General features: G+C 62.7%; 31 protein-coding genes. 13 read left to right on the forward strand and 18 right to left on the reverse strand.

The window, feature by feature from the left end:
* Positions 1–13 precede the first annotated feature (13 nt).
* From NKJ93_RS08365 to NKJ93_RS08375, 3 genes are read left to right on the forward strand one after another with little or no spacing between them, the layout of a single operon-like run.
* Entirely contained in the window at positions 14–1,024 is a 1,011-nt protein-coding gene (locus NKJ93_RS08365; protein ID WP_352515781.1) for a zinc-dependent alcohol dehydrogenase family protein, read from the forward strand.
* Positions 1,025–1,076: 52 nt separating this feature from the next.
* A complete protein-coding gene (locus NKJ93_RS08370; protein ID WP_352588553.1) occupies positions 1,077–1,523 on the forward strand; it encodes an OsmC family protein in 447 nt (148 codons plus the stop codon).
* A 16-nt stretch (positions 1,524–1,539) separates the two neighbouring features.
* Positions 1,540–1,926 carry a nuclear transport factor 2 family protein gene (locus NKJ93_RS08375; protein ID WP_352495556.1) on the forward strand — a complete coding sequence of 129 codons (387 nt, stop codon included), beginning with the start codon at positions 1,540–1,542 and terminating at the stop codon, positions 1,924–1,926.
* Positions 1,927–1,932: 6 nt separating this feature from the next.
* Here NKJ93_RS08375 and NKJ93_RS08380 read toward each other — a convergent pair whose 3' ends face one another.
* Together NKJ93_RS08380 and NKJ93_RS08385 are read right to left on the reverse strand one after the other, a co-directional pair.
* Complete coding sequence (locus tag NKJ93_RS08380) at positions 1,933–2,544, reverse strand: LysE family translocator (RefSeq protein ID WP_023722756.1); 612 nt, start codon at positions 2,542–2,544, stop codon at positions 1,933–1,935.
* Positions 2,545–2,630: 86 nt separating this feature from the next.
* Positions 2,631–3,176: a nuclear transport factor 2 family protein gene (locus NKJ93_RS08385; protein WP_023722755.1), complete on the reverse strand. Its 546-nt coding sequence runs from the start codon at positions 3,174–3,176 to the stop codon at positions 2,631–2,633.
* Positions 3,177–3,220: 44 nt separating this feature from the next.
* On the opposite strand from NKJ93_RS08385, the gene NKJ93_RS08390 reads away from it, so the two are divergent.
* Complete coding sequence (locus NKJ93_RS08390; RefSeq protein ID WP_352588556.1) at positions 3,221–4,141, forward strand: AraC family transcriptional regulator; 921 nt, start codon at positions 3,221–3,223, stop codon at positions 4,139–4,141.
* 38 nt (positions 4,142–4,179) lie between these two features.
* On the opposite strand, the gene NKJ93_RS08395 is transcribed toward NKJ93_RS08390, so the two are convergent.
* The 7 genes from NKJ93_RS08395 to NKJ93_RS08425 all read right to left on the reverse strand — a co-directional run bounded on the left by NKJ93_RS08395 (position 4,180) and on the right by NKJ93_RS08425 (position 7,714).
* Positions 4,180–4,497, reverse strand: a complete 318-nt coding sequence (locus NKJ93_RS08395; protein WP_036245865.1) for a YkgJ family cysteine cluster protein — start codon at positions 4,495–4,497, stop codon at positions 4,180–4,182.
* A gap of 71 nt (positions 4,498–4,568) precedes the next feature.
* Entirely contained in the window at positions 4,569–4,733 is a 165-nt protein-coding gene (locus NKJ93_RS08400; RefSeq protein WP_023722752.1) for a hypothetical protein, read from the reverse strand.
* Between the two features lies 1 nt (position 4,734).
* Positions 4,735–5,142 (reverse strand): hypothetical protein, encoded by a 408-nt coding sequence (locus NKJ93_RS08405; protein ID WP_023722751.1) that lies wholly within the window; start codon positions 5,140–5,142, stop codon positions 4,735–4,737.
* Entirely contained in the window at positions 5,142–5,363 is a 222-nt protein-coding gene (locus NKJ93_RS08410; protein WP_031195260.1) for a hypothetical protein, read from the reverse strand. The genes NKJ93_RS08405 and NKJ93_RS08410 overlap by 1 nt, the downstream gene beginning before the upstream one ends.
* 414 nt (positions 5,364–5,777) lie before the next feature.
* The gene (locus NKJ93_RS08415; RefSeq protein WP_010915421.1) at positions 5,778–5,987 is read right to left on the reverse strand and encodes a cold-shock protein; all 210 of its coding nucleotides are present in this window, start codon (positions 5,985–5,987) and stop codon (positions 5,778–5,780) included.
* 429 nt (positions 5,988–6,416) lie between these two features.
* Positions 6,417–7,205, reverse strand: a complete 789-nt coding sequence (locus tag NKJ93_RS08420; RefSeq protein WP_023722748.1) for an SDR family oxidoreductase — start codon at positions 7,203–7,205, stop codon at positions 6,417–6,419.
* Positions 7,206–7,252: 47 nt separating this feature from the next.
* Complete coding sequence (locus NKJ93_RS08425) at positions 7,253–7,714, reverse strand: RidA family protein (protein WP_352588559.1); 462 nt, start codon at positions 7,712–7,714, stop codon at positions 7,253–7,255.
* A gap of 97 nt (positions 7,715–7,811) precedes the next feature.
* Between NKJ93_RS08425 and NKJ93_RS08430 the strand changes: the two genes are divergently transcribed.
* Positions 7,812–8,663: a LysR family transcriptional regulator gene (locus tag NKJ93_RS08430; RefSeq protein WP_352481751.1), complete on the forward strand. Its 852-nt coding sequence runs from the start codon at positions 7,812–7,814 to the stop codon at positions 8,661–8,663.
* A 19-nt stretch (positions 8,664–8,682) separates the two neighbouring features.
* Here the strand turns inward: NKJ93_RS08430 and NKJ93_RS08435 are convergent, their stop codons facing one another.
* The 3 genes from NKJ93_RS08435 to NKJ93_RS08445 all read right to left on the reverse strand — a co-directional run bounded on the left by NKJ93_RS08435 (position 8,683) and on the right by NKJ93_RS08445 (position 11,661).
* Positions 8,683–9,438: an SDR family NAD(P)-dependent oxidoreductase gene (locus tag NKJ93_RS08435; RefSeq protein ID WP_023722745.1), complete on the reverse strand. Its 756-nt coding sequence runs from the start codon at positions 9,436–9,438 to the stop codon at positions 8,683–8,685.
* An 82-nt stretch (positions 9,439–9,520) separates the two neighbouring features.
* The gene (locus NKJ93_RS08440) at positions 9,521–10,189 is read right to left on the reverse strand and encodes a glutathione S-transferase family protein (RefSeq protein ID WP_023722744.1); all 669 of its coding nucleotides are present in this window, start codon (positions 10,187–10,189) and stop codon (positions 9,521–9,523) included.
* Positions 10,190–10,218: 29 nt separating this feature from the next.
* Complete coding sequence (locus tag NKJ93_RS08445; RefSeq protein ID WP_023722743.1) at positions 10,219–11,661, reverse strand: patatin-like phospholipase family protein; 1,443 nt, start codon at positions 11,659–11,661, stop codon at positions 10,219–10,221.
* 133 nt (positions 11,662–11,794) lie between these two features.
* Between NKJ93_RS08445 and NKJ93_RS08450 the strand changes: the two genes are divergently transcribed.
* Positions 11,795–11,974: a CsbD family protein gene (locus NKJ93_RS08450; protein WP_352481754.1), complete on the forward strand. Its 180-nt coding sequence runs from the start codon at positions 11,795–11,797 to the stop codon at positions 11,972–11,974.
* A gap of 60 nt (positions 11,975–12,034) precedes the next feature.
* Here the strand turns inward: NKJ93_RS08450 and NKJ93_RS08455 are convergent, their stop codons facing one another.
* Positions 12,035–13,171, reverse strand: coding sequence for a metallophosphoesterase (locus NKJ93_RS08455; protein ID WP_352481755.1), 1,137 nt, complete (start codon positions 13,169–13,171; stop codon positions 12,035–12,037).
* Positions 13,172–13,290: 119 nt separating this feature from the next.
* Between NKJ93_RS08455 and NKJ93_RS08460 the strand changes: the two genes are divergently transcribed.
* The gene (locus NKJ93_RS08460; RefSeq protein ID WP_023722740.1) at positions 13,291–13,884 is read left to right on the forward strand and encodes a hypothetical protein; all 594 of its coding nucleotides are present in this window, start codon (positions 13,291–13,293) and stop codon (positions 13,882–13,884) included.
* 60 nt (positions 13,885–13,944) lie between these two features.
* Here NKJ93_RS08460 and NKJ93_RS08465 read toward each other — a convergent pair whose 3' ends face one another.
* Positions 13,945–14,538 carry an LmrA/YxaF family transcription factor gene (locus NKJ93_RS08465; protein WP_352588562.1) on the reverse strand — a complete coding sequence of 198 codons (594 nt, stop codon included), beginning with the start codon at positions 14,536–14,538 and terminating at the stop codon, positions 13,945–13,947.
* A 150-nt stretch (positions 14,539–14,688) separates the two neighbouring features.
* On the opposite strand from NKJ93_RS08465, the gene NKJ93_RS08470 reads away from it, so the two are divergent.
* Positions 14,689–15,486: an NIPSNAP family protein gene (locus tag NKJ93_RS08470; protein ID WP_352588565.1), complete on the forward strand. Its 798-nt coding sequence runs from the start codon at positions 14,689–14,691 to the stop codon at positions 15,484–15,486.
* Positions 15,487–15,529: 43 nt separating this feature from the next.
* Here the strand turns inward: NKJ93_RS08470 and NKJ93_RS08475 are convergent, their stop codons facing one another.
* Genes NKJ93_RS08475 through choX form a run of 3 tightly spaced genes read right to left on the reverse strand, consistent with a single transcriptional unit; the run spans position 15,530 to position 18,779 of the window.
* Positions 15,530–16,978: an amidase gene (locus NKJ93_RS08475; protein WP_352588568.1), complete on the reverse strand. Its 1,449-nt coding sequence runs from the start codon at positions 16,976–16,978 to the stop codon at positions 15,530–15,532.
* A gap of 8 nt (positions 16,979–16,986) precedes the next feature.
* Positions 16,987–17,847: an alpha/beta fold hydrolase gene (locus NKJ93_RS08480; protein ID WP_023722736.1), complete on the reverse strand. Its 861-nt coding sequence runs from the start codon at positions 17,845–17,847 to the stop codon at positions 16,987–16,989.
* A complete protein-coding gene (gene choX, locus NKJ93_RS08485; protein ID WP_352588571.1) occupies positions 17,844–18,779 on the reverse strand; it encodes a choline ABC transporter substrate-binding protein in 936 nt (311 codons plus the stop codon). The genes NKJ93_RS08480 and choX overlap by 4 nt, the downstream gene beginning before the upstream one ends.
* Before the next feature lie 122 nt (positions 18,780–18,901).
* Here choX and betI point away from each other — a divergent pair, with 122 nt between their 5' ends.
* The 5 genes from betI to NKJ93_RS08510 all read left to right on the forward strand — a co-directional run bounded on the left by betI (position 18,902) and on the right by NKJ93_RS08510 (position 23,071).
* Positions 18,902–19,504: a choline-binding transcriptional repressor BetI gene (gene betI, locus NKJ93_RS08490; RefSeq protein WP_502899034.1), complete on the forward strand. Its 603-nt coding sequence runs from the start codon at positions 18,902–18,904 to the stop codon at positions 19,502–19,504.
* A gap of 116 nt (positions 19,505–19,620) precedes the next feature.
* Positions 19,621–20,379: an SDR family NAD(P)-dependent oxidoreductase gene (locus NKJ93_RS08495; protein ID WP_352588577.1), complete on the forward strand. Its 759-nt coding sequence runs from the start codon at positions 19,621–19,623 to the stop codon at positions 20,377–20,379.
* Positions 20,380–20,526: 147 nt separating this feature from the next.
* Positions 20,527–21,924, forward strand: coding sequence for a class II fumarate hydratase (fumC, locus tag NKJ93_RS08500; protein WP_352588580.1), 1,398 nt, complete (start codon positions 20,527–20,529; stop codon positions 21,922–21,924).
* A 158-nt stretch (positions 21,925–22,082) separates the two neighbouring features.
* Positions 22,083–22,517 carry a DoxX family protein gene (locus tag NKJ93_RS08505; RefSeq protein WP_352501902.1) on the forward strand — a complete coding sequence of 145 codons (435 nt, stop codon included), beginning with the start codon at positions 22,083–22,085 and terminating at the stop codon, positions 22,515–22,517.
* 140 nt (positions 22,518–22,657) lie between these two features.
* Positions 22,658–23,071: a DoxX family protein gene (locus tag NKJ93_RS08510; RefSeq protein WP_352588583.1), complete on the forward strand. Its 414-nt coding sequence runs from the start codon at positions 22,658–22,660 to the stop codon at positions 23,069–23,071.
* A gap of 18 nt (positions 23,072–23,089) precedes the next feature.
* Here the strand turns inward: NKJ93_RS08510 and NKJ93_RS08515 are convergent, their stop codons facing one another.
* Complete coding sequence (locus NKJ93_RS08515; protein WP_352588586.1) at positions 23,090–23,713, reverse strand: hypothetical protein; 624 nt, start codon at positions 23,711–23,713, stop codon at positions 23,090–23,092.
* Positions 23,714–23,746 lie beyond the last annotated feature (33 nt).

The raw sequence follows: 23,746 nt of genomic DNA on the forward strand, positions 1-23,746 counted from the left end.
CAGCGAGGGGCGAATGCGTAGTTACCGTCTTGAAGGAACCGGCGTGACCAAGTGCCTGGTGATGCGCGACGGGACGCAGCCGACGCCGAAGCCGCACGAGATCGTCGTGCGTGTCCGCGCCACATCGCTCAACCGCCGCGATACGATGATCCTCAACGGCACCTATCCGCTGACGCCGCGCCAAGGCGTTATCCCGCTGAGCGACGGTGCTGGGGAAGTCGTTGCCGTCGGAGATGCCGTCACCCGCTTTGCCGCCGGCGACCGCATCACCGGCAGCTATTTTGCACGCTGGATTGATGGCCGCATCAATGCCGGGCTGATCGACCAGCTTGGCTGCACGCTGGACGGGATGCTGACTGAATACGCGGTGCTCGACGAGCAATGGGCGGTGTGGCTTCCGGATCATCTCGACTGGCATCAAGCGGCGACACTGACCTGTGCCGGCCTGGCCGCTTGGAATGCCGTGACGGCGGCCGAGATGCCGAAGCCCGGGCAGTGGGTTCTGGTCATCGGTTCAGGTGGCGTCGCGCTGTTTGCGCTGCAATTCGCCAAGCTGCTCGGCTGCCGGGTCGTGGCCGTCAGCTCGCGCGGCGAGAAGCTGGACCGGCTGCGGGCGCTGGGCGCCGACCTCGTCGTCTCGACGGCCGACATGCCGGAATGGGGTGCAGCTGTGCGCGAGCAAACCGGTGGCATCGACCTCGTCGTCGAGACCGGCGGCCCGCCGACCTTCGCGCAATCGATGATCGCCTGCGCGCTTTACGGGCGCATCGTGCTTCTCACCATACAGGATGCGAAAGGCGGGACGGTGCAGATCCCCGGCCCGGTCTACCAGCGCAGCCTCGCCACCATCAGCCGCCTCTTCGTCGGCAATCGCACCAACCTCGAAGCCATGCTGCGCGCCATCTCGGTGCATCGGCTTAAGCCTGTCATCGACAAGGTGTTCGCCTTCGACGAGGCCCAAGACGCCTACCGTTATTTCCAGCAAGGCGACGTCTTCGGGAAAGTGGTCGTCGACGGCGCCTGACTGGTTCGCCCCCAAAATCTGATTGACCCCCTCAAATCAAAGGAGAGACACAATGACCATTCGTGAAGCAGAGGCCCAATGGCAGGGATCGTTGAAAGAAGGTTCGGGCCGGCTGAGGCTAGGCAGCGGCGTATTCGAAGGCGCCTACTCCTTCCCGTCGCGTTTCGAGAACGGTCCCGGCACCAACCCGGAGGAATTGATCGCGGCGGCGCATGCCGGCTGCTTCCCGATGGCGCTGAGCGCCATCCTGGGCCGCGAAGGTTATACTCCCGCACGCATTCACACAATCGCGAAAGCGCATCTCGGCGCCACCGCGGCCGGACCGACGATCACCCGTATCGAGTTGGAGACGGAGGCAAGCGTGGCCGGGCTGGCTGCCGGGGATTTCGAGCGGCTGGCGCAGACGGCCAAGGAGAGCTGCCTCGTGTCGCGGGCGCTGGCCGGCGTCGCGGCGATCACGCTCAAGGCCCGCCTCGTCGAAACCGTTGCTGATCACTGAAGGGAAGGAATATCCAATGACACAGGAACTCATCATCGACATCGCCGCGGCAAAACGCTCCGCCGAAACGGCCGAGATCATGCGGCGCTACAACGACGTCTTCCAGCGCCACGACGCGTCGGCGCTCGACGATCTGGTGGCGGAAGATTGCGTGATCGAGAACACCACGCCGGCCCCGGACGGCGCCCGCCGCATCGGCAAGGGCGCCTGCGTCGAACTGTGGTCGGCGATCGCGACCGGACCCGGCATGCGCTTCGACATCGAAGAAACCTTCGTCGCCGGCGACCGGGCGACGATCCGCTGGCGCTACTGGATGGCCGACGGCAATTCGCTGCGCGGCGTCAACCTGATGCGTGTGGCGGACGGGCAGATTGTCGAGGCCATGGGCTACGTGAAGGCATAAGGCTGTCTACCGGTCCGCCAGCGCCAGTTTGGCGCCGAGCATGACAAAGGCTCCGGCGAAGGTGCGGCGCATCCAGGTCAGCACCTTTGGTCGCGACACGACATGGCTGCGGATCGACGCCGCGAAGATGCCGTAGCCGACAAAGACCACGAAGGTGAGCAGCATGAAGACGCTGCTGAGCTCCAGCATCTTCGACAGCGCATGCGATTCGGTGGTGCTGACGAATTGCGGCAGGAAGGCAAAGAAGAAGATCGACAGCTTCGGATTGAGGATGTTGATGAGGATGCCCGAAGTGATCACTTTGCCGGCCGAGCGCGGCGCGACATTTTCGTCGACGCTCAGGCCGCCCTTCTCCTTCAGCGTGTTCCAGGCCATGTAGAGCAGGTAGGCGACGCCGAGATATTTCAGCGTCTCGAAGGCGACGGCGCTGGTGTGCAGCAGAGCCGCGAGGCCGGTGATGGCGGCCGCCATATGCGGAATGATGCCGAGCGTGCAGCCGAAAGCGGCAATGATGCTGGCACGCGCACCACGCGAAAGCCCGGCGCTCAGCGTATAGAGAACGCCAGTGCCGGGCGAAGCCACGACAATCAGCGACGTCAACAGGAATTCGATGCTCACAGATGGTCTCCCGGTGCTGGCCCTGCCGCCGGCAGCGTAATCAGCGAAACGTGCGGGCACAAGCCAGCCTGAGAGCCTATCCGCATTCAGATCATGCTATTGGCGTGCAGCTTGCTATCCGCGATGGGTTGCCGAACTTCCCAGTGTTCGACGAGCTTACTTTCGTTCAGCCTGAAAATGTCGACGATGGCCAAGCCCTCCTCTTCGGGTTCGCGTTTTGCGTGCATGTGCACGATGACGAAATCCCCTTCGGCAAAAATCCGCTTCACCTCTCCCCTCACGAGGGGAAATGACTGTTTGAGCTGCTGCAGATAGGCTTTGAAGCCGTCCGCACCATCCGCAATGTTCGGATTATGTTGGATGTAGCGTTCGCCAAAATGCATCGAAGCAGCTTCGATGTTGCCCTGGTTTACTGCTTTGTCGATGAAGTCCAGGACGATCGTCTTGTTGGTTTCGAGCGAATTATGACTCTTGGCTGTAACTGGATTTGATGGTTCGTCACGCATGTTTTGCTCCGTGAGGTGGCTGCTTCCGCCTGTTGTGGACAGGAGCGTCCGCAGGCCGACATTGCCAACATAATCAGCCACGCTTGTGAGATGGTCGATATGCCATTCCGCTAGATTCTTATCCAATCGTCTAATATCGTTGTCCGATTCATCATCGGAGGATGGTTCTCATGGATGCCTTGTCCGAAGTTCTTGCTTCGCTGAGATTTGGCAGCGCCATGATCGGCAGCGCGACCCTGCATCGGCCATGGGGTATTTCGGTCGATCCGACAAGGAATGCCGCCATCCACGTCATACAGAACGGCGAATGCTGGCTGCGGCTAGCCGGTGAAAAGGAGCCGATCCGCTTAGGCGAGGGAGACGTCATCCTTGTCGCGAGCGGTATCGGGCATGCCCTTTGCAATCCGGCGGATGCACCGACGGCATCGATATCCGCCGTCCTTTCCGCAAATCGGAGCGGACTGGAACCGAAAAGCGAGAGCGGCGCGACAACTCTTCTTTGTGCGAGATATTCACTCGACGGCGTCGGACCATATCCGATGGTTTCGCTGCTTCCACCGCTGATCCATTTGACCCGAGATCAGATCGACACCAGCGAGCCGCTGCGGCTTGCCCTGGAACTTCTGCAGGTCGAAGCAAAAAGCAATCTCGGCGGTCACGACATTGTCGCCCCACGTCTTCTCGACAGCACGTTGATCTTCTTATTGCGTGCCTGGATAGAACATCAGCCTCTCGGAACAGGCGGATGGTTTGGCGCCTTACGCGATAAAGGCATTGCGCAGGCTTTGCGCCTGATCCACGAGCGGCCGGATGGTCCCTGGACTATCGCTTCCCTTGCCAGCGGCGCGGCACAGTCCCGGGCCACCTTCGCGCGTCGCTTCGCTCAACTCGTGGGACAGCCGCCGCTGTCCTATGTGACTCGCTGGCGGATGAACCTTGCCGCCAAGGCTCTGCGGGAAACGAACCAGAACATTGGCGAGATCGGGTGCGCCGTCGGATATGAGTCGGTGCCGTCGTTCTCGCAGGCATTCAAACGGTTGACCGGACGATCGCCCGGCCTCTACCGCAGCGACTTTCGCTCATCTGACTGACGAATTTCAAAAGTGAGACGCCAGCCCGAGGGCCGTCATTACAGCGTCGGCAGTCCGTGAGCCAGGCGCGCCATCAGGCAGTCGTCATCGCCCGGCATGCAGGCGCGGCAGACGTCGGGACGGATCTCGTAGATGCCGCAGGCGGTCGACTTGCCGACCTCGCCGCACAGTGCCGAACAGCGCGCGCCGTCGCAGCGCATGCCGGCTTCATCGGCAGCCACGTATTTTTGCGGGATAAGGTCGAGTTGCGCGTCATCCTCGGTTGAAAAGCGCGGCCATCTTGACGAGTAGGCGCAGCAGGCGCCACAGGTCTGGCAATCGAAGGCAACCGGATCGGCGCCCTCTTGTGGCGACAAAAAATCCTCTGCGACCGCCAGGGCAAGCAGCCTTGGCGCAGATTTCCGGCCGGCATTTTGCTGCAAGGGTGCTATTTCTTCTTCGGCTTGCGCGGCGGTGCTTCGGCCGGCGACCTGAACAGATCGGTACCCGCTTCGGCGGCTTCACCGGTTTTTGGTGCGGCGGCCGGCTTGGCCGGCTTCACGGCGGCAGCAGGCGCGGCTGGCTGGCCCTTGGCGGAAAACTTGATTGCCATATCAATCCTCGTCAGAGAAACGCGATGATGGCGCATTCGGATTGCGAAGGCGGCCGATGAGCGCCGAAACGGCCGTGATGTTCATTTCTTCGGGCGACCAGTTCCTGGCTTCCTCGATGTGCCGGGGCGCCAGCTCGCGATGCGTGCTGCCACTGTAGGCGGCGTCCTGATAGGTCACGCGCTCGTGCGTCTTGGCGTTTTCCCGGACGTATTCGATCAGATAATTGGGGCATTCGGCACGGCCGCGCACGCCGAGCCGCACCTGGGCATCGCCGTGGACACGCCGGCAGCGCTCGAGCTTTTCGAGCACGCGCCGGACATATTCGACCGGCTTGTCGAGTTCACCCACGACATCGGCGATGGTCGAATCGGCGGCGATCGCCTTTTGAGGCACGCGTTTGGTGGCCATCAGCGTTTGCCCGCGCGTTTCGGCGAGGCCGCGAGCGCTGCCGCCATGTCGTCGGCTTCCTTTTCCAGGCGCAGTTCGCGCAGCCGCGCGGTCTTGGCTTCGCGCGCCTGGCTGACGGCATCCCGTTCGGAATTGATGCGGTCGAGCGACATCGACTGGGTCCGCGTCTTGCTAAAAATGGATTCGGCCTGGTCGCGGGGTCTTTTTGAAGTTGCGGTCAAGGTCTTTCTCCCGGTTCGGAGCGCGCCGCCGAAAAGTGGCGAGACTGGTCTTTCGGCCAGGATCCCGCACAAAGCAATACGGCAGCCGGTTTCAAATTGCTGGAACGTCCTCAGAGACCGTTTGGAAATTCTACTCTGACGGCCGTCTGATGGCCGTCAGAGCGAATTTCGAAACAGCCTCTTAGCACGTCCGGGCCGTCGAGCAGCGCTCTTTCGGCGGTCGAAGCGCAAAAATGAAAAAGGCCAGGCACCGCCTGACCTTCCATGAGAGCGCATGCGCATCCCGAGAGACGCGCAAAGAAACGTTCTTCTCATGCGCATGAACGGGGACTTAACCTCCCGCGATCATGTGCTGGAATTTGCCATTCACCGGTGCCAGTACATCCGTGGTCACCGGTGAGGCTGAATTCCGTTTTAGGCCGCCTTCAACTGGTCGGCGGACATCTTGCCCGACTTGTTGTCGCGGACCATCTCGTAGCCAAGCTTCTGGCCCTCGACGATGTCGCGCATTCCGGCGCGCTCGACGGCTGAGATGTGGACAAAAACGTCGGCAGAACCGTCGTCAGGCTGAATAAAACCAAAACCCTTGGTGGCGTTGAACCATTTAACTGTGCCTGTGCTCATAACGAACCCTTTCCATGGCAAATATTCGTTCGCCGTCATGCGGATGCACAACAACGTTTGTCTCGATTTTGATGGGGAAGTTCGTCAAAGGCGCGCCTCGGCACGCGGATAACAAAAGTCGGTCAAACAAACATCGACAAAATTCTTGTAGACTTCTTTGCGCGCTGTGTCAATTTTTTGATTTGCAACACTCGTGGAGATGCGCGGCGGCGGCAAATACGACAGCGAAAACCGGGCTATTGCCCGCCGAAAAAACCACTTAGCCGGGAACCATTTTGGCGCCGGAGCATTTTTTCGGTGTCGAACGCCGTTCTCGAAAGAGCGATCTTGAGAAAAGGCGGACGATCACCAGGACGCCCCCCGCGCAGATAAAAGGCACGAGGGGCGTTCCTGTGTGATGCGACCATTCGCGCCGCCGCCCCCTGCTCCTCACACCATGCCGCGACTGAGCCCGCCATCCACCGGCAAAGCCACGCCGGTAATATAGGCGGCGGCGTCGCTGGCCAGGAATGCTGCAACCGCACCGAATTCGGCGGGAGTGCCGTAGCGCTTTGCCGGGATATCGGCCTGACTCTCGGCGGCGATCACGGCAGCGTCGACACCCCTGTCGGCGGCGTCCATGGCGTCGAACTGTTTGGTCCGGTCCGTCGCAAAACGGCCAGGCAGCAACAGGTTGACGGTAACGCCGTCCGCCGCCACTTCGCCGGCCAGCGTCTTGGCCCACCCGGCGAGCGACGCACGCAGCGCATTCGAGGCGGTAAGGCCGGGGATCGGCTCGCGGACGGAAGTCGAGGAAACGGCGATGATGCGTCCCCAGCGCCGCGCCCGCATGCCTGGCAGGAAAGAAATGGCAACGCGCATCTGGCTCAGCACCATGCTGGTGAACTGCTTCTCCCAGACGCTCGCATCGAAGACGCTGGCCGCGAAGGGCGGCGGGCCGCCGCCATTGAGCAGGACGATGTCGATCCGCTGATGCTCGTCCTCGACGGCATGGATCAGCCGGGAGACGCTGTCGTGGTCGGAGAGGTCGGCGCTGAAGGTCGAGCAGATGTGGCCGGCGGCCTCGATCGCGCGCCGCGCCACATCCAGGGTCGCCTCCCCTCGTCCGACCAGGATGATCTCGGCGCCTTTCGCCGCGAGCGCTTCGGCAACGCCGAAACCGAGGCCCTTGCCTCCGCCGAGAACAAGCGCCCTCCGCCCCTCAAGATTTGCATCCATCAAGCCAAGCCTCCTGCTGGTTTCACTGGCTATTTCGAGCGACTTCCCTAGCGGACATGCACGATAGCGTCGGCTTCGACCGGAACATTGGCCGGCAAGCCGGCCATGCCGAGCGAGCAGCGGGCGTGCTCGCCACGCGCGCCGAAAACATGGAGCAGAAATTCGGATGCTCCGTTGCCGACCTCCGAATAGGCCGAAAAGCCGGCCGTCGCATTCACATAGACGGTCAGCTTGGCGAATTTCACGACACGGTCAAGATTGCCGTCCAGTTCCTTGTCCAGCCAATAGACGATGTTGGCCGCGCAGAGCCGGGCGGCGTTCTGCGCAGCAGCCAGATCGATCTCTCTGCCGACCTGGCCGATCGCGGCGATCTCCTGCGCGATCTCGGGAATCTGACCGGAGACATAGACGATGTCGGCGACCCGAACCGTCGGCGAGAACGGCAAAGCAGGCCGCTCGAGCGACGGCCAGGCGACACCGAACTCCTCAAATCTTCTTCTGTAGGACAAGGTGGCTGCTCCTGTTTTCGTTCGTGCGAGCGGACCTTGAATTCAGATCGGGCTTTCGGATAGCCTGATAGTGCTGACACAGCTATCAGGAATTCTTATGACTGGAGATATCGACGTCAGGCTGCTGCGTGCCTTCGTCACCGTGGCCGATACGGGAACGGTGAGCCGGGCGGCCGATCGACTTGCCCGCACCCAGGCGGCGGTGAGCATGCAGCTTCAGCGCCTCGAGGGTGAAGTCGGCGCCGAGCTGCTGCGCCGTTCGCCGCGCGGCGTGACGCTGACCGAGGCCGGCGAGATCCTGCTCGCCTTCGCCCGCAAGGCCATCGCGATCGGCGACGATGCCAGGCGCGAGATAGAAGGCCGCAGGCTGGTCGGCCGTGTCCGGCTGGGCATCATCGAGGATTTGGCGGTGACACGGCTGCCGCTGATCATTGCCGACTTCCGCCGCCGGCATCCTTCCGTGGAGATCGAGCTGACATCGGCCAGCAGCGCCGATCTCAGCAAGTCGCTGGGCGAAGGAAAATGCGACATCGTCATGGCCGATCCGGCGCGCTTCACAAAGGCGCCGCGAGGTCATCTGTCACGACAGCTGGTCTGGGCGGCAAGCCGCATGATCGAGATCGATGACGAGGTCGAGCTTCCGCTGGTCATCTTCGAAGGCGCCTGCTCCTGGCAGGACAGAATGCTGGCCTCGCTCGCCGAGGCCGGGCTCGGCTGGAAGATCGGCTGCCGCGTGTCGACTTTCGCGACGCTGATCTCGGCGCTGAGGGCCGGGCTTGGCATCGGCCTTCTGCTGCAGGAAGGACTGCCGCCCGACTGCCAAAGCCTCAACGGACGCTTCAACCTGCCGCCGGCGCCGATGGCGGATTTCGGCGTCTACCTTGCGAGGGACCCGTCCCGGCTGGTCGAGGAGTGTGGCGATTTCCTGCGGGCGGGATTCGAAGTCTAACGAAACGATCCGACGTCATTCACCGTTCCTGGTCGGTCGGGCGGATGACGATCTCGTTGACGTTGACGTGCGCCGGCTGGCTCACGGCGTAGAGAATGGCCGCGGCGATGTCCTCGGCGGCCAGCGCCTCCATGGCGGCGAGCCGCTGGTCGAGCCCAGTCTTCGCCGCCGGATTGGTGATATGGTCGCCGAGCTCGGTGCGCACCAGGCCGGGTTCGATGACGGTGACGCGAACCTTGTCGGAGTAGACTTCGCGGCGCAGCGATTCGGAAAAGCCGACGACGCCGAACTTGGTTGCGGCATAGCCGCTGGCGCCGGGATTGGCGACGCGGCCGGCGACCGACGAGACATTGACGATGTGACCCTTGGCGGCCCTGAGATGCGGCAGCGCCGCTTTGGTGACACCCATCAGCGCCAGCAGGTTGAGCTCGACCATGCGGCGCCAGTCATCGAGCACCGCCTCGGCGGCCGGCGACAGAAGCATCACCCCGGCATTGTTGACGAGGATGTCGAGGCGGCCCCATTCGGCGACAACCTTGTCGACCATGGCGGTGACATCGTCGTTGCTGGTGACGTCGGCCGCGATACGGAGTGCCGTGCCGCCGGCCTTTTCGATACGCGCGGCCAGCGCTTCGAGGCGATCGGCGCGGCGGGCGGCAATCGCCACCTTTGCCCCGGCGGCCGCCAGCGCCACAGCGGTTGCCTCGCCGATGCCCGACGAGGCGCCGGTGACAAGCGCGACCTTGCCGGCCAGTGCGGAAGAAACAGCTGTCATTGTGAAGTCTCCAAAGCCCCTGCCCGATCTTCAGATAGGCCGCGGGCCGCGAAGTGGAAGACCAGCTCGCCGGTTGCTCGGCTCATTCGTCGGGGCCGGGCTCCGGCCATGGCTCCTTCGCCGCCTCCGCATACCAGTGGCGCATCGCCGGCATCGAAAGCACGGCATCGACATAGGCGCGGGTGTCGGGCGCCAGCGTGCCGCCATAGGTGTCGAAGCGGGTGACGACCGGCGCGTACATGGCGTCGGCCGCGGTGAAATGGCCAAACAGGAACGGCCCGCCTTTGCCGTATTTTTCCCGGCATTGCCGCCACAGATCCTCGATGCGCGCCCGTTGCGCCTCACCTTCGGCGTCGAGCGGCTTGTGGCCTTTTGGCCGGCGCAAATTCATCGGCCAGCCATAGCGGACCTCGCGAAAGCCGGAATGCATCTCTGTCGCCGCCGAGCGGGCGTGCGCGCGAGCGCCGATATCGGCCGGCCAGAGCTTCTTGTCGGGAAACAGGTCGGCAAGATATTCAAGGATGGCAAGGGTTTCCCAGACGATCCGGATCTCGCCATTCGGCAGCCGATGGTTCAGCACCGGCACCTGGCCGGTCGGCGATATCCTGGCCAGATTGGCGGCGGTCTCGGGCGTGCGCAGGCGCACAAAACCTTCCTCGAACGGTATCTCCAGATGCTTCATCGCCAGCCATGGCCTCAGTGACCAGGACGAGAAGCATTTGTTGCCGATGAAGAGCGTGAATTCAGCCAAGATGGTCTCTCCGTGTCGAGCCCAGCGGCTCAGTTTGCTTGTGCCGCGGCCAATTGTGCCCCCGGCGTGACGCCGGCGCGAGCGCGGATGGCGGCGACCGCCTTGGTGATATCCGTATTGACCAGCAGCGCCTCGCGACCGGCCGCGATGGTGAGGTCGACCTGATCGACCGGCAATTTCAGCCGCGTCGGGACAGCGTTCAGCTTGGCCTGTGTCGCCTGGTCGAGGTCGGCAAAGGACAGATATTGGACCACGAGTTCAACATCGCGGCAATCCCAGCCGGCAGTCGAGCCGCGATAGGCAGCCACGGTCGAGGTCGGCAAAGCACAGCGGTAGCGGACCAATTCACCGCGCCATTGCGAGACGGCCAGCTTCAGTGCGTCGGCTTCGTCGCGCACCGCGGCCGCCATGGTGGTGCTCGTCACGGCGTCGAGCAACTCGCTAAGCCGCGGTCCGTGGATAGACTTGGCCCAGCTCACGTCGTTGTCGGCGCCGGCGTCGGCAACGATGAAAAGCAGCGTCCTCAACCGGACAGCGGCGGCCGGCGACAGCGGACCATAGGGGGTGCCGGCGGCGGAGCGCTCCAGGGTAAAGCCGGTGACGCCGAGATTATCGGTCAGACCACCGTCCAGCAATTTCACATAGTCGAGGGGATCGGCGTTTTGATAGGAATCGAGCGCGCTGGCATAGGCCTTGAGCCTGATCGAGGCATTGTGATCGGCCAGTGCCCGGCTCAACCATTGCGGCCTGCGGTAGCCGCAATCCGGGCTGGTGGCGGAAACCACGATCGGCGCGAAGACCACCGGCACGGCAGCGGAAGCCGCGACCGCATCAGCCAACCGCATCTTGTCGAGATCGCTACAAAGCGCCGCGAAAGTGTCGTAGCTGAACAGAAATGGCGTGCGGTTATAGATATCGGACGCGTTGATCCAGATGATGGGCCGGTCCGGCTTGGCGAACGCCTCGAATGTCGCATCGTCGAAGAGATTGTCGTTCAGCCATTTGGCAAAACCGCTGCGGTCATTGACGCCGCCATAGTAGGCGCGGACAAGGTTGAACGGCGACAACCTTGTTCGAAGGTCGGCCTCAGCATTCTGGATCAGGAATCGTTCGCGAAAGTCGCGGTAGCCGTCCTCGCCCTTGTAGCCGAAATAGGCGGCAGTCACCGCGCCGCCTGATGCACCGGAAATCATCCTGATGTCATCGACCAGCGTGCGCCGCCGCGGCTGCTCGTCGATGACGATGTCGTCCAGCGCCCGCAGAACGCCGTAGGAGAAGGCCGCGGCCCGGGTGCCGCCACCGGAGAAGGCGAGGCCGAGCACAGTCGAGCCGTCGTCGCCCGGATCTGGAATGAAAGCCGGCGACGGCCTGCCGGCTTCGGGCGTAAAGACGTTGATCGGCCCGACATCATCGGCGACGCAGCCTGCCAAAAGCATGGACGTCGCAACGGCACAGGCAAGGCGAAAACGCATCGAAATCCCCCCGGGCAGAGCCTAGCCGCATTACCGCGCCGGGTGCAACCGGTTGTCCGGCGATGCATGGAACCGAAGCGGTGCCTGACCGTTTGCCTCGCAAATAAAACTCCGGAACTCCAGGAGATGCGCGATGGTGAACAAGGATCAGGTGGCAGGCGTCGCCAAGCAAGCCAAGGGCTCGGTCAAGCAGGCCGCCGGCAAGGCCACCGGCAACAGGCGCACCGAGGCCGAAGGCGACGTCGACAAGGCGACCGGCAAGATGCAGAAGGCTTACGGCGACGTGAAGGACAAGGTGAAGAAGGCGCTTTGACACTGGCCCCCTTCGCGAACCAGGAAAAAGGCGGCTCGGCCGCCTTTTTTGCGCCCTCTCTTACCGTAAGAAAGTCAGGCTTTTGCTGTATGCATTGGTGAAGGTGACCTCGCCATGATTTCCGGCGGCTTCGCCCAGCACCACATCCATGCTGTTTCCGGTCACCCGCGCCAAGGCAAAGCCGCCCATGAAGGCGGCCTTCGGTTTGAACAAGTCGAGCCCGTCACGGCGGTAGATCATCGGCGTTGCGTGCTGGTGGCCATGGAAGATGCCGACGACATTGTAGCCTTTCAGCACGGCCAGCAGCGCCTGCCTGTCGACTTCGCTCCACCAATGCGGCGGACCCGTGCCGCTGTCGTCGAAGGTTCTCTCGGCGGCGTCCCATCTTTCGATCGAAAAAGTATCCCAGCCATAATGCTGGAACAGGATGACCGGGCGGCCGTCGCCGGCATAGGTCGCCAGATCCTGCTTCAGCCATGGCAGGCTGTTGGCGGCGCCGTGGCCGGTATCGCCGGCAAAACGGTGCGTCTGGACAAGATGCAGACCGCCCCAATCCCATGAATAGCAGTCGGTCTCGACGTCGTAGTCGGTCGCCGGCGCAGGCGGCTTGAAGAACACGCCGGGGCGGTGGTTGACCTCGACATAGTCGCGCATTTCGCGGCGGTACCAGTCGACATGCGAGCGCGGGCCGTTCTGGTCGAGGTCGTGGTTGCCGAGGCCGACATAGACGGGCATGTGCACACGGTCGGGGCCGACGCCCTGCTGGTAGCGCTGGCTGAACTGAAGCAGCTGCGTGCCCTCGCTGGGCTGGGTGATCTGGCCGCCGCCGTCATCGGTGATGTCGCCGCCGACGACGAGGCCGAGCGGCGTGCCGATGTTGCCCGTCGAGCGCAGGCCGGTGGCAACGCCTTCGATTTCAGCCGGCCATTGTCTGTCACCGACGCCGTTGAGTGCGGCGACGTTGCGCAGCAAGGCAGCGTCGGTCTTGCCCTCCTGCTCGCAATGCGGGCTCAATCCGTTCGCCATTCGGCAGGCATGGACATCAGCGATAAACAGGAAGGTGGCGTCGATCGGCGGGATGCGCTGCCCGGTCTGGCCGAAGGCCGGGCGCGAAACGGCGCCGGCCGCGGCAACGGCCGCTGCCTGCATCAGGAAGCTGCGCCGAGAAACCGGTAGGGCGGGAATGCGATGCATCATGCGCTAAAATTCAGCACGACGCGGATCGGCAGTCCAGTTGCTCGCAAAGTATGTCGACACGTTCTCCCAGGTCTGGCATTGCTTTCGGCATTCAACTTGCGCGGGCAGAGGAGGACGGCATGAAAACTGCATCCATCGGCATGACAATGGCCATTCTGGCGGTGACGAGCGCAGCGCATGGCGCCGAGTGCATCGACGTCAAATCGGCCAAGGCCGGCTTCATTCTCGAAAGGCCTGGCATCCACAGCGAATTTCGACCGGCAGCGGGCGGAATGGTGGCCGTTGCCAACAAATACCAGTCGCAATCGCCGCAGTCGCAGTACCTGTTCGGCGGACTGATCGAGGTGTTTCGCGACAGCAGCACGGGGCAGCTGGCGATGATCCCGTTTTCCGATCTCAGGAAGGTGTTCCCGCTGAAGGCGGGGGCTAAGAACAAGATCGTGTTTGCCCGCCTCGCACCGAACAAGCCGCCGAAGGGCACCGAGACGCTGGAGATCAACGTCAAGGGCAAGGAGACGTTCAGCCTGGGTGAATGCAAATACTCCGTGCTCGCGGTCAAGCAGACGATCAGGAGCGAGGCCGGCGAGACGCGGGACGAGTTTACCGCGCTTTACGCACCCGACTTGCAGGCAGTTGTGGCCAGGCGCTATGACGAGGGCACCAGCGCCGAAAGCGTGGTCGGCTACGAGCTGATCAAGCCGCTGCCGAATTAAGAGCTCGGCCTCCCCACCTCGGTCATAGTGAGCGACGGCGGCGCCTCTGTCCTGCCGGCGTCAAGGGGCTTTGTGGAGTATCCTGCGACGTCGCCTCGTGACTCCCTGTTCCAAGGCCATCAGGCAGTCGCGCAGCACTCTTGTGTCCTGTGCGGTCTTGGCCATCGACATGGCGCCGGAATAGGTGGCGACGGCGAGCGCTGCGAAGCGCTGCGGATCGGTGCCCTGCTCCCGGCCCGCCTGCTGGTCGGCCCTGATCTTGTCGGCAATCGCCTGACGCCAGGCCGAAAAAATGTCGGCAAGGGCAATGCGGAAATCCGGATCGGCAAGCGACAGTTCGTGCGCCAGATTGTTGAGCGGGCAGCCGCGCACGAATCCCTGCTGCTCCAGCTCCGCCGCGACGGCCGCGAACACGGCGCGCACGCCCTCCCGCGCCGAGCCGGCCCTCCGCACTGGCGCGATCCAGGTCTCCTCGACGGCGGCGGCGACCCGCTCTTCGACGACTGCTAGCGCCAGCGCCTTCTTGGTCGCGAAATGGTGGTGCAGCGCGCCGCCGGTGACGCCCGCCGTCGCCATCAGGTCGCCCATGCTGGAGGCGTGATAGCCGCGTGCCTGAAACGCCTCTTCGGCGACATCGAGCACCTTTTTGCGCATGCCTTCGGGGTCATTGGTGCGTTTTTTAGCCCGCGCCTTTGGGCGGGCTGTGGTCTCTGCTGACATTTCCACACGATAGCAGATTGACAAAACAGGACAACCGGTCTGTTTTATAAAACAGGATGACTGTCCTGTTTTTGAGATCGAGCGATGAACCTGCCTTTGAATGCCGCGCCTAAATCCGATCTGCTCGCCTCGCCCGTCGTCGAACTTCGGCAATACACGCTGAAACCTGGCCGACGCGAGACGCTGATCGGCATCTTCGACAATCATTTGATCGAGGGCCAGGAAACCGCGGGCATGACCATCATCGGCCAGTTCCGCGACCTCGACCGGCCAGATATGTTCGTCTGGTTGCGCGGCTTCGACGGCATGATCGCGCGGAAGCATGCGCTGGCCGCCTTCTATGACGGGCCGGTCTGGGCGGCCTGGCGCAACGCCGCCAACGCCACGATGATCGATTCCGACGACGTGCTGCTGCTGAAACCGGCTTGGCCGGGCGCCGGCTTCGACCTCTCGGGATTGCAGCGAGTACCCCAGACGGATCTCGAAAAACCGAGCGCAAGCAGTGCTTTGCAGGCAATTGTTGTCATCAGGATTCATCATTTGCGACCGGGCCTCGAAGCCGGCTTCGCCAGGGATTTCCAGACCGGGGCTCTTCCGGTTCTTGCCGCACTTGGCGGACAACCGCTCGCCGCCTTCGTCACCGAGCATGCCGAAAACAGCTTTCCGCGGCTGCCGGTGCGGGCCAGCGAAAACGTCTTCATCAGCATCACCGGTTTCGACAGCGCCGAGGCGCATACCCGCCACGAGGCGGCCTTGGCCGCCTCCCCAGACTGGCAGGCGCTTCAGCAGACCGTACAACGGGAATTCGCCAGGCCCGCGGAGGTTTTGCGTCTGTTACCGACGGCGCGATCGCTGCTCGGGCAGCACCCAATTTCGGTATGAACCAACATCGTCGACGCCTCCTACGTCGCCGGAGCCTCCTGGTTCATGCCTGAAAGTGTCTGGCATGGATCGCCTGGTAGCGCGCCGTCCATGCGGTTGCCTGCTCCAGGTCAAGGGAAACGCGCAGCAGACGGTGATCCTCGTTCTTGCGGCCAATGAGCTGGATGCCAATCGGCAGGCCGCCTTTCGACTGGAACAGCGGCAGGCTGGCGGCCGGTTGGCCGGTGACGTTGAAGATTTCCGTGAAAGGCGCAAAGCCGTAAGCCCGGCTCGCCCAAGCCTCGTAATCAAAGAGAGCACCATCGCCATGGATGGCGCCAAGCCGGGGCGGCAGGCCGGCCGTGGTCGGCGTCATGATCAGGTCGAACGCATCGAACGCCCTCGCCATCGCCAGCGAAGCGCTGTGCACATGGTCCTGCGCCCTGAGATAGTCGGCGGCCGAGGACCGTCGAAAACAGTCGAGCGCGTGACGACTGAGGCTTTCGATTTCGCCGGCCCCCGGCATCCGCCCGATCTCGTCGGCGCGCTCGTCAACCAGCCGCGCGACCTCCGACATCCAGAAGATGCTCCAGTCCGCTTCGGCGCTGCCTTCCCGCGGGAAACGCGCCTGTGTGACCTCGTGCCCCATATCCTCGAGGAGGACCATGGCTTGACGTAATTTTTCCTCGATCTCGGGCGCGACCGGCGCGCCATCCGGCCGGTGCGCCAGGCACGCGACGCGCAGATGCTCGCCGGGCGAAGACAGCCAGTCCAGGTAGGACGGCACCGATTTTGACACGGAGTAAGGCGCTCCTTGTTCTGGACCGGCAGTTATGTCCAGCATGGCGGCGCTGTCGCGAACGGTGCGGGACAGGACGTTGTCGGCGTAGAGCCCGGCGCCGACCTGACCTCGACAGGGGCCGACAGGCGTGAGTCCGCGCGACGGCTTCATGCCGAACACGCCGCAACAGCCAGCCGGCACCCGGATCGAGCCGCCGATATCGGAACCGTGGGCGACCGCCACCATGCCGCTTGCCACCGCGGCAGCAGCTCCACCGCTTGAGCCGCCCGCCGTCAGCGAAAGATCCCAAGGGTTCAAGGTGGGGCCGCGAAAGCTGGGTTCGGTGACGAAGTCATTGGCGAATTCAGGCGTGTTTGTCTTGCCCAGCAAGATCAGACCGGCGGCCCGCCATCGCCGGACGATCTCGCTGTCGGGTTTCGGCGCGGCATCCTTGAAGTAGAGCGACGAGTGCGTCGTCGGCCACTCCCGCACATTCACGCCGGTGTCCTTGACCAGGAAAGGAATGCCGGCGAGTGCGGCGTGCCGGTTGCAGCTTGCCGCCGCGGAAAGCGCCCGGTCCGCATCGATCAGTGTCACGGCATTGATGGCGGGATTGATGCTTTGGATTGCTTCGATAGCCGCCTCGACGACCTCGACAACGGACAGTTCGCCCGAACGAACGTGCCCGGCCAGGGCGACGGCATCCAACGCCACATATTCGGAAAGGTTCATGACTGCTCTCAGCCCGGACTGCCGGTCGCGTCGGCCGTCGACTGGGATCCAGCTTTACTCCGGACCTTGAAATATCGGGCGATGGCTGCGGCGACCAATGCCGGATCCTCCCAGTGCGGGTTATGCCCGCACCGCGCCGCGCCCACGAACTCCGCGGCAGGGATTTCTTCGAGGAGCCGCTGTTGGTGCGTTTCGTCGAAGAGCAGGTCGCGCCCGCCAGCAATGACAAGCGCCGGCAGGCGCAGCGTACGCGCCTTGTCGGTAAGATCGACGCGCCGAACCTGCTCCAGGATTGCTCGCCAAAGTGCCGCCGGCATGGCTGACGCCTCCTTTGCAACCATGGTCAGGAAGTCCGCTGGAACCTCGGCCTCGCAGGCATGCCAATAGTCATAGAACGGATCGGCCGGCGATATCGGGTCTCGAAGTGCCCGCACACCAATGGTCATCGGGTGATCCTCACCGATCTGCGGCCGCACCGTTCCGGCCATCAGCACCAGGCCGCCAATCATCTCGGGATAGCGCGCTGCTGCCTCGATCGCCACCATACTGCCCAAGGAATGCCCGACCAGAACCGGCCGCTCGAGGCGCAACCGCTCGATCAAACTCACCACATCTTCCGCGAAATCCGCTGACGCGAAGCCGCGTGTCCCGGCCGGCGAGGCGCCATGCCCGCGCAGGTCTGGGATGATAAGCCGGCGCCCGGCGAGATGCGGCGCCAGCAAGGAGAAGCTGCGGCTCGTGTCGGAGAAGCCGTGCACCAGCACCAGCGCGGGCTCCTGCCCGGCGATTTCGACGCAGGCCGTTTCAGTGCAGCCGGCACCGACCTTGCGCTTGCGGCCGTTCCAGCCAGCCTGATCGACCGATATCAAAGGCCGAGCTGCTGCTTGACCGCGTCGAGCGCGGGCTTGCCATCGAATGTGGTGACACCGGCAAGCCAGGCGCCGAGCCTATCCGGATTCCCTTTGATGGCCTTCAGGCCGGCTTCCTCCGGCTTCAGGCCGTCATTGATGAGATAGCCCATGCCGAGATTTTCGAAATCGATGTCGAAGGCGAGGTTCTTCAGCAACTGCCCGACATTCGGGCATTGCTGCAGATAGCCCTTGCGCACCTGCGTCGTCACCGTCGCGGCGCCGAAGTTCGGGCCATAGAACTTGTCGCCGCCGCTCAGATATTTGAAGTCGTACATCGTGTTCATTGGATGCGGCGCCCAACCCTGGAAGACGATGAAGCGCTTTTCCTTGATCTCGTAGCCGACCTCGGAAAGCATGCCGGCTTCACTCGATTCGACGACCTGCCAGCCATCGAGGCCCAGCGACTTATCGGCGATGGCGTCCATCATCAGCTGGTTCGAGCCCGGCTCGATGCCATACATCTTCCTGCCGAACTTGTCGGCGAACTTTTGCAGGTCGGCAAAATCCTTGACGCCGGCCTCCCAGACGTAAGTCGGCACGGCAAAGGTGTATTTGGCGCCGACGAGATTGACGCGCACATCGTCTACCGAGCCGTCCTTATTATAGGGCTCGTAATAGGTGATCATCGCCGGATCCCAATAGCCAAGGAACACGTCCAAATCATTGTTCTTCAAGGATTCATAGATGACGTTGATGCCCAGAAGCGAGCTTGCCGGCTTGTAGCCGAGCGCATCGAGCAAGACGCTGGTGACGCCGGTGGTGAAGGCAAGGTCGTTCCACCCAGGCTCGGCCATGCGCACGACCTTGCATTGTTCAGGTTCAGCCGCAAAGACCGGCTGGGTCGCCAGCAGGACCCAGAGCGAGGCGCCTATTCCAAGGCTACGAAGCATTTCGGTTCTCCTCATTTCACCAACGGTGTTGACCATTCGGTCCTTATATTGTCCCACCGGTCAATTCTTGATCTCGGCGGACGAAAATGTCAACGTCGGTTTTCGATGCATGGATCCGGCCCGTGAAACTCAAGCGCCTCAGCGACATACGCCGCAAAGAGCTGCGGCAAGCCGCCTTTGCCGTGCTTCAGCGCGAAGGCATAGCTGGCGCCACCATAGAAAAAGTGGCGGCACAGGCCGGCGCGTCGAAGGGCATCGTGCTGCATTATTTCAACAGCAAGCGGGAACTGTTCGAGCACGCCATGCGCGAGTCGAACCTGGTGCTGCGTCATGCAGTGGTCGAGCGGCTGAAGCAGGCGCGCACCCCAATGCAACGGATAGATGCCATCATCGAAGGCAATTTCGAGCCGCATCTCTTCCAGCCGTCCCTCTGCCACGCCTGGCTTTCGCTTTGCGCGGAGGTGCCGCGCGACGAAAAGCTTGCCCGCATTCAGAAGGTGATCCATGCGCGCATGCGCTCCAACCTGCTGTCCGGCCTGCGCGGTCTCACGCCGGCGCGCGATGCTGACGAGATCGCTTTCGGCGTCACCACGCTGATCGACGGGCTGTGGCTGCGGCTTGGCCTGCAGCCAGGCAGCGTTACGCGTGAACAGGCCATTCATCAGGTCAAGGATTTTGTCGCTCTCCGCCTGGCTGTTCGGCGCGATGCAGCCGCTGCCGAATAGACCATCGTGCCCCGACAGCCGAAGTTCATACTGTGAGATAGGCCGGCGGCTTGACCACAATCGGCAACGGCGCTGCTCTCCTTACCAGACAAGACGGCAATGCGCGGGAGTGCTGGATGAGACTAGGCGGCAAACGGGCACTGGTCACCGGCGGCTCGGACGGGATCGGGCTGGCAATCGCCGAGGCTTTCTTGCGCGAAGGCGCTGGCGTGCTGATCGTCGGCCGCGACGGCAAAAAACTCGACGCCGCCCGCAAGCAGCTCGGGGATAATGTCGAAACGCTGTCAGCTGACCTGTCGGCCAGCGCCGGCATCGATGCCGTGGTCGAGCATGTCAGGCGCGGCCCACCTCTCGATATCCTCGTCAACAATGCCGGCGTGGCGTTCCTGATGCCGTTCGAAACCGTCAGCGAGGACCAGTTCCAGCAATCGTTCGCGCTCAACGTCACGGCGGTATTCTTCCTCACCCAGCGACTGTTGCCGCATCTCGCGCCGGGCGGGGCATCGGTCATCAATGTCTCGTCCTATTTTGCGCACAAGATGATCCCAAAGCGGCCGTCCAGCCTCTATTCGCTGTCGAAGGGCGCGCTCAATTCGCTGACCAAGTCGCTCGCCTTCGAGCTCGGGCCGCGCGGCATAAGGGTCAACGCCATCGCGCCCGGCACGGTCGACACCGCAATGCGGCGCAGGTCGATCGAAAACCTGCCGGAAGCCGCGCAGGCCGAGCTCAAGGCCTATGTCGAGCGCAGCTACCCGCTCGGCCGCATCGGCCGAACCAGCGACCTTGCCGGCATCGCGGTCTATCTCGCCAGCGACGAAGCGGCGTGGACCAGCGGCGGCATCTTTGCAGTGGATGGAGGGTACACGGCGGGGTGAGGAGCGCGCGCTCTTCCTTCTCCCCTTGCGGGAGAAGGAAAAGGCGCTGCTTCAACCGATTTGCATCCCCATCGTCCGCAATCTCCGCTTGAAGGCATTTGTGCAACGCGATACGCCGTTTGCAAATTTGCAACCCGGAGAGACTTCGTGAGCGCGCCAGAGACCAGAACCGAAACCGACACGTTCGGTCCCATCGAGGTCGCCGCCGACCGCTATTGGGGCGCGCAGGCGCAGCGTTCGCTGGCCAATTTCAAGATCGGCTGGGAGAAACAGCCGGCCTCGATCGTGCGGGCGCTGGGCATCGTCAAGCGGGCGGCAGCGGAGGCCAATATGGAGCTGAAGCGGCTCGATCCGGCGATCGGCAAGGCCATCATCGAGGCCTCGCAGGAGGTCATCGACGGCAAGCTGAACGAGCATTTCCCGCTGGTCGTCTGGCAGACAGGCTCAGGCACCCAGTCCAACATGAACGCCAATGAGGTGATTTCCAACCGGGCGATCGAGCTTTTGGGCGGCGTCATGGGATCGAAGAAGCCGGTGCATCCCAACGACCACGTCAACATGAGCCAGTCGTCGAACGACACCTATCCGACGGCCATGCACATCGCCTGCGCCGAGCGCATCACTCACGACCTGCTACCGGCGCTAAGACATTTGCATACGGCACTCGAGGCCAAGACCAGGGCTTTCGCCCACATCGTCAAGATCGGCCGCACCCACACCCAGGACGCGACGCCGCTGACGCTTGGCCAGGAATTCTCCGGCTACGCGGCGCAGGTCGCCTCGTCGGTCAAGCGCATCGAAATGACCCTGCCCGGCCTGCAGGAGCTGGCGCAGGGCGGCACCGCGGTCGGCACCGGCCTCAATGCGCCGGTCGGTTTTGCCGAAAAGGTGGCGGCGCGCATCGCCGCGATCACCGGCATCGATTTCGTCACCGCGCCGAACAAGTTCGAGGCGCTGGCCGCCCATGATTCCATGGTCTTCTCGCACGGCGCCATCAATGCCTGCGCGGCGGCGCTGTTCAAGATCGCCAACGACATCCGCCTGCTCGGCTCCGGCCCGCGTTCGGGCCTCGGCGAATTGTCGCTGCCGGAAAACGAACCGGGCTCCTCGATCATGCCAGGCAAGGTCAATCCGACCCAATGCGAGGCGATGACGCAGGTTTGCGTGCAGGTGTTCGGCAACAATGCGGCGATCAGCTTCGCCGGCAGTCAGGGCCATTTCGAGCTCAACGTATACAATCCGCTGATGGCCTATTGTTTCCTGCAATCGGTACAGCTGCTGGCCGACGCTTCCGTGTCGTTCACCGACAATTGCGTCGTCGGCATCGAGGCCCGCGAAGACAACATCAAGGCAGCACTCGACCGTTCGCTGATGCTGGTGACGGCGCTTGCGCCGACGATCGGCTACGACAACGCCGCCAAGATCGCCAAGGCGGCGCACAAGAACGGCACCACGCTGCGCCAGGAAGCGCTGGCCACCGGGCTGGTCAGCGAAGCCGATTATGAGCGGCTGGTGCGGCCGGAGGACATGACGCATCCAGGCTAGGGCGTTGATATCCTGGATCTCAACACCCATGTTGATCGCGAAAACGTTACCTTGGTGAACAATCCGTAACCAATCTGGCATCTTTGGTGAACAGTCGGCCTGCGCTAACTAGACGGGTATCCCAAGCCGTTTGGCCAAATCCTTCTGGAGAGTTACGCATGTCCACCAACACGTCCGCCAATACTTCGTTTGCCGGTTCCGGCACCGCCGCCGGCGCCTCGGGCACGATCCTGCTCGGCCGCATCCTGCTTTCGGTCATCTTCCTGCTTTCGGGTTTCGGCAAGCTGACGGCGATTGCCGGCACCGCCGGCTATTTCGGCAGCCTTGGCCTGCCGCTGCCGATGGTGACCGCCATTGTCGTCGGCCTTATCGAACTGCTTGGCGGCCTGGCCATCCTCGTCGGCTTCCAGACCCGGATCGTCGGCTGGGTAATGGCGATTTTCACCGTCGCCACCGCGCTGGTCGCCCACACCGGCTGGGCCGATCAGATGCAGATGATCAATTTCATGAAGAACCTCGGCATTGCCGGCGGCTTCCTCGTGCTCGCCTCCTCGGGCCCAGGCGCGTATTCGATCGACGCCAAGCGCGGCTGAAGCAGTCCAGCATTTCCTGAACAAAAGGGGCGCGGAATTTTCCGCGCCCCTTTTTCGTTGTCGTTTGTGCCTGTCGGTCCGCTGACCGGAATTCTGCTAGGATCGGGCTCTTGGCCACCCGGCCGACAACGGAGGTTACCATGCCCCGCAATGCGCTGCTTTTGCTTTCCCGACTGCTGTTCGCCGCACTGTTCGTGCCGTCCGGCTTCCACGCGCTGACCGACATTGCCGGCACGACCGGCTATTTCGCCGGCCTTGGCCTGCCGCTGCCGACGCTGGCTGCCTGGGGCACCGGGCTGTTCGAACTGATCGCCGGGCTGCTCATCCTCGTCGGCTTCAAGACGCCGATCGTGGCGCTGCTGCTCGCCGCCTTTTGCGTCGCGACAGCGTTCATCGGCCACTATGGCCAGGGCGGCGGCGATCCGACGCTGACCTTCATGCATTCGCAGATGCTGATGAAGGACATCGCGATATCAGGCGGTTTTCTGGCGCTGGCGATGGCTGGCGCGGGTGCATGGTCGGCCGACGGCCGGATGGCTGCAGGGACTGGCTAAGCTGCCGCCCGGCTCGGCTCATTTGCTGTCGAGAAAGACGAACTCCGCAAGCCTGGTTATGTTTATGGGCTGAGAGAGGAAGCCCCCATGCCCCATTCGGCCGACGCTGATGGTCAGGCAAACCTGTCTGCTTTGTACCGCGATCGGCAACCATTCATATCCATATTGATCTGCCCCCTTGGGGGAGTAGCTCCGAAGATTGCTGTCAATCGCGACATACAGGTAGTTGCGCAGTTGGATCAGGCTTGCCCTCTTAACGTATGGCAACAGGTCGATTCGGCCCGCGACAGGCTCAAGAAAGTTGCCGAGGGGCTGATGAACGGACACGGTTCGATCGACAGCGCCAGGACAGAGATTAACGTCCGCATAAAACGTGTTCATCGAAATCGATCTTTGAAATTTGATCATTTCGTCGCTTATTCTAAATACAAAATAGTTTATCTTTTGCCCGCTTTTAGGTTTTAGAAAACCTGTGAGCAAATTGAACAGTGTTTTTCCGTCTGCGGCTTTTGGATAACTCTTGTCAAACTCAAACGCGCCTTTTGCAGCAACGGAAACCTTGGAAACCGTCTGAGCTCTGGCCGCGTCGAAAATCAACAATGGCAGGATGGAAAGCAGCAGCAGGATTTGACTGGATTTCACGATCTTCTCCCAAGCGTGGAGCTCGCAGCGAAT

This window comes from Mesorhizobium sp. M0028, from assembly GCF_040323855.1.
Lineage (GTDB): Bacteria > Pseudomonadota > Alphaproteobacteria > Rhizobiales > Rhizobiaceae > Mesorhizobium.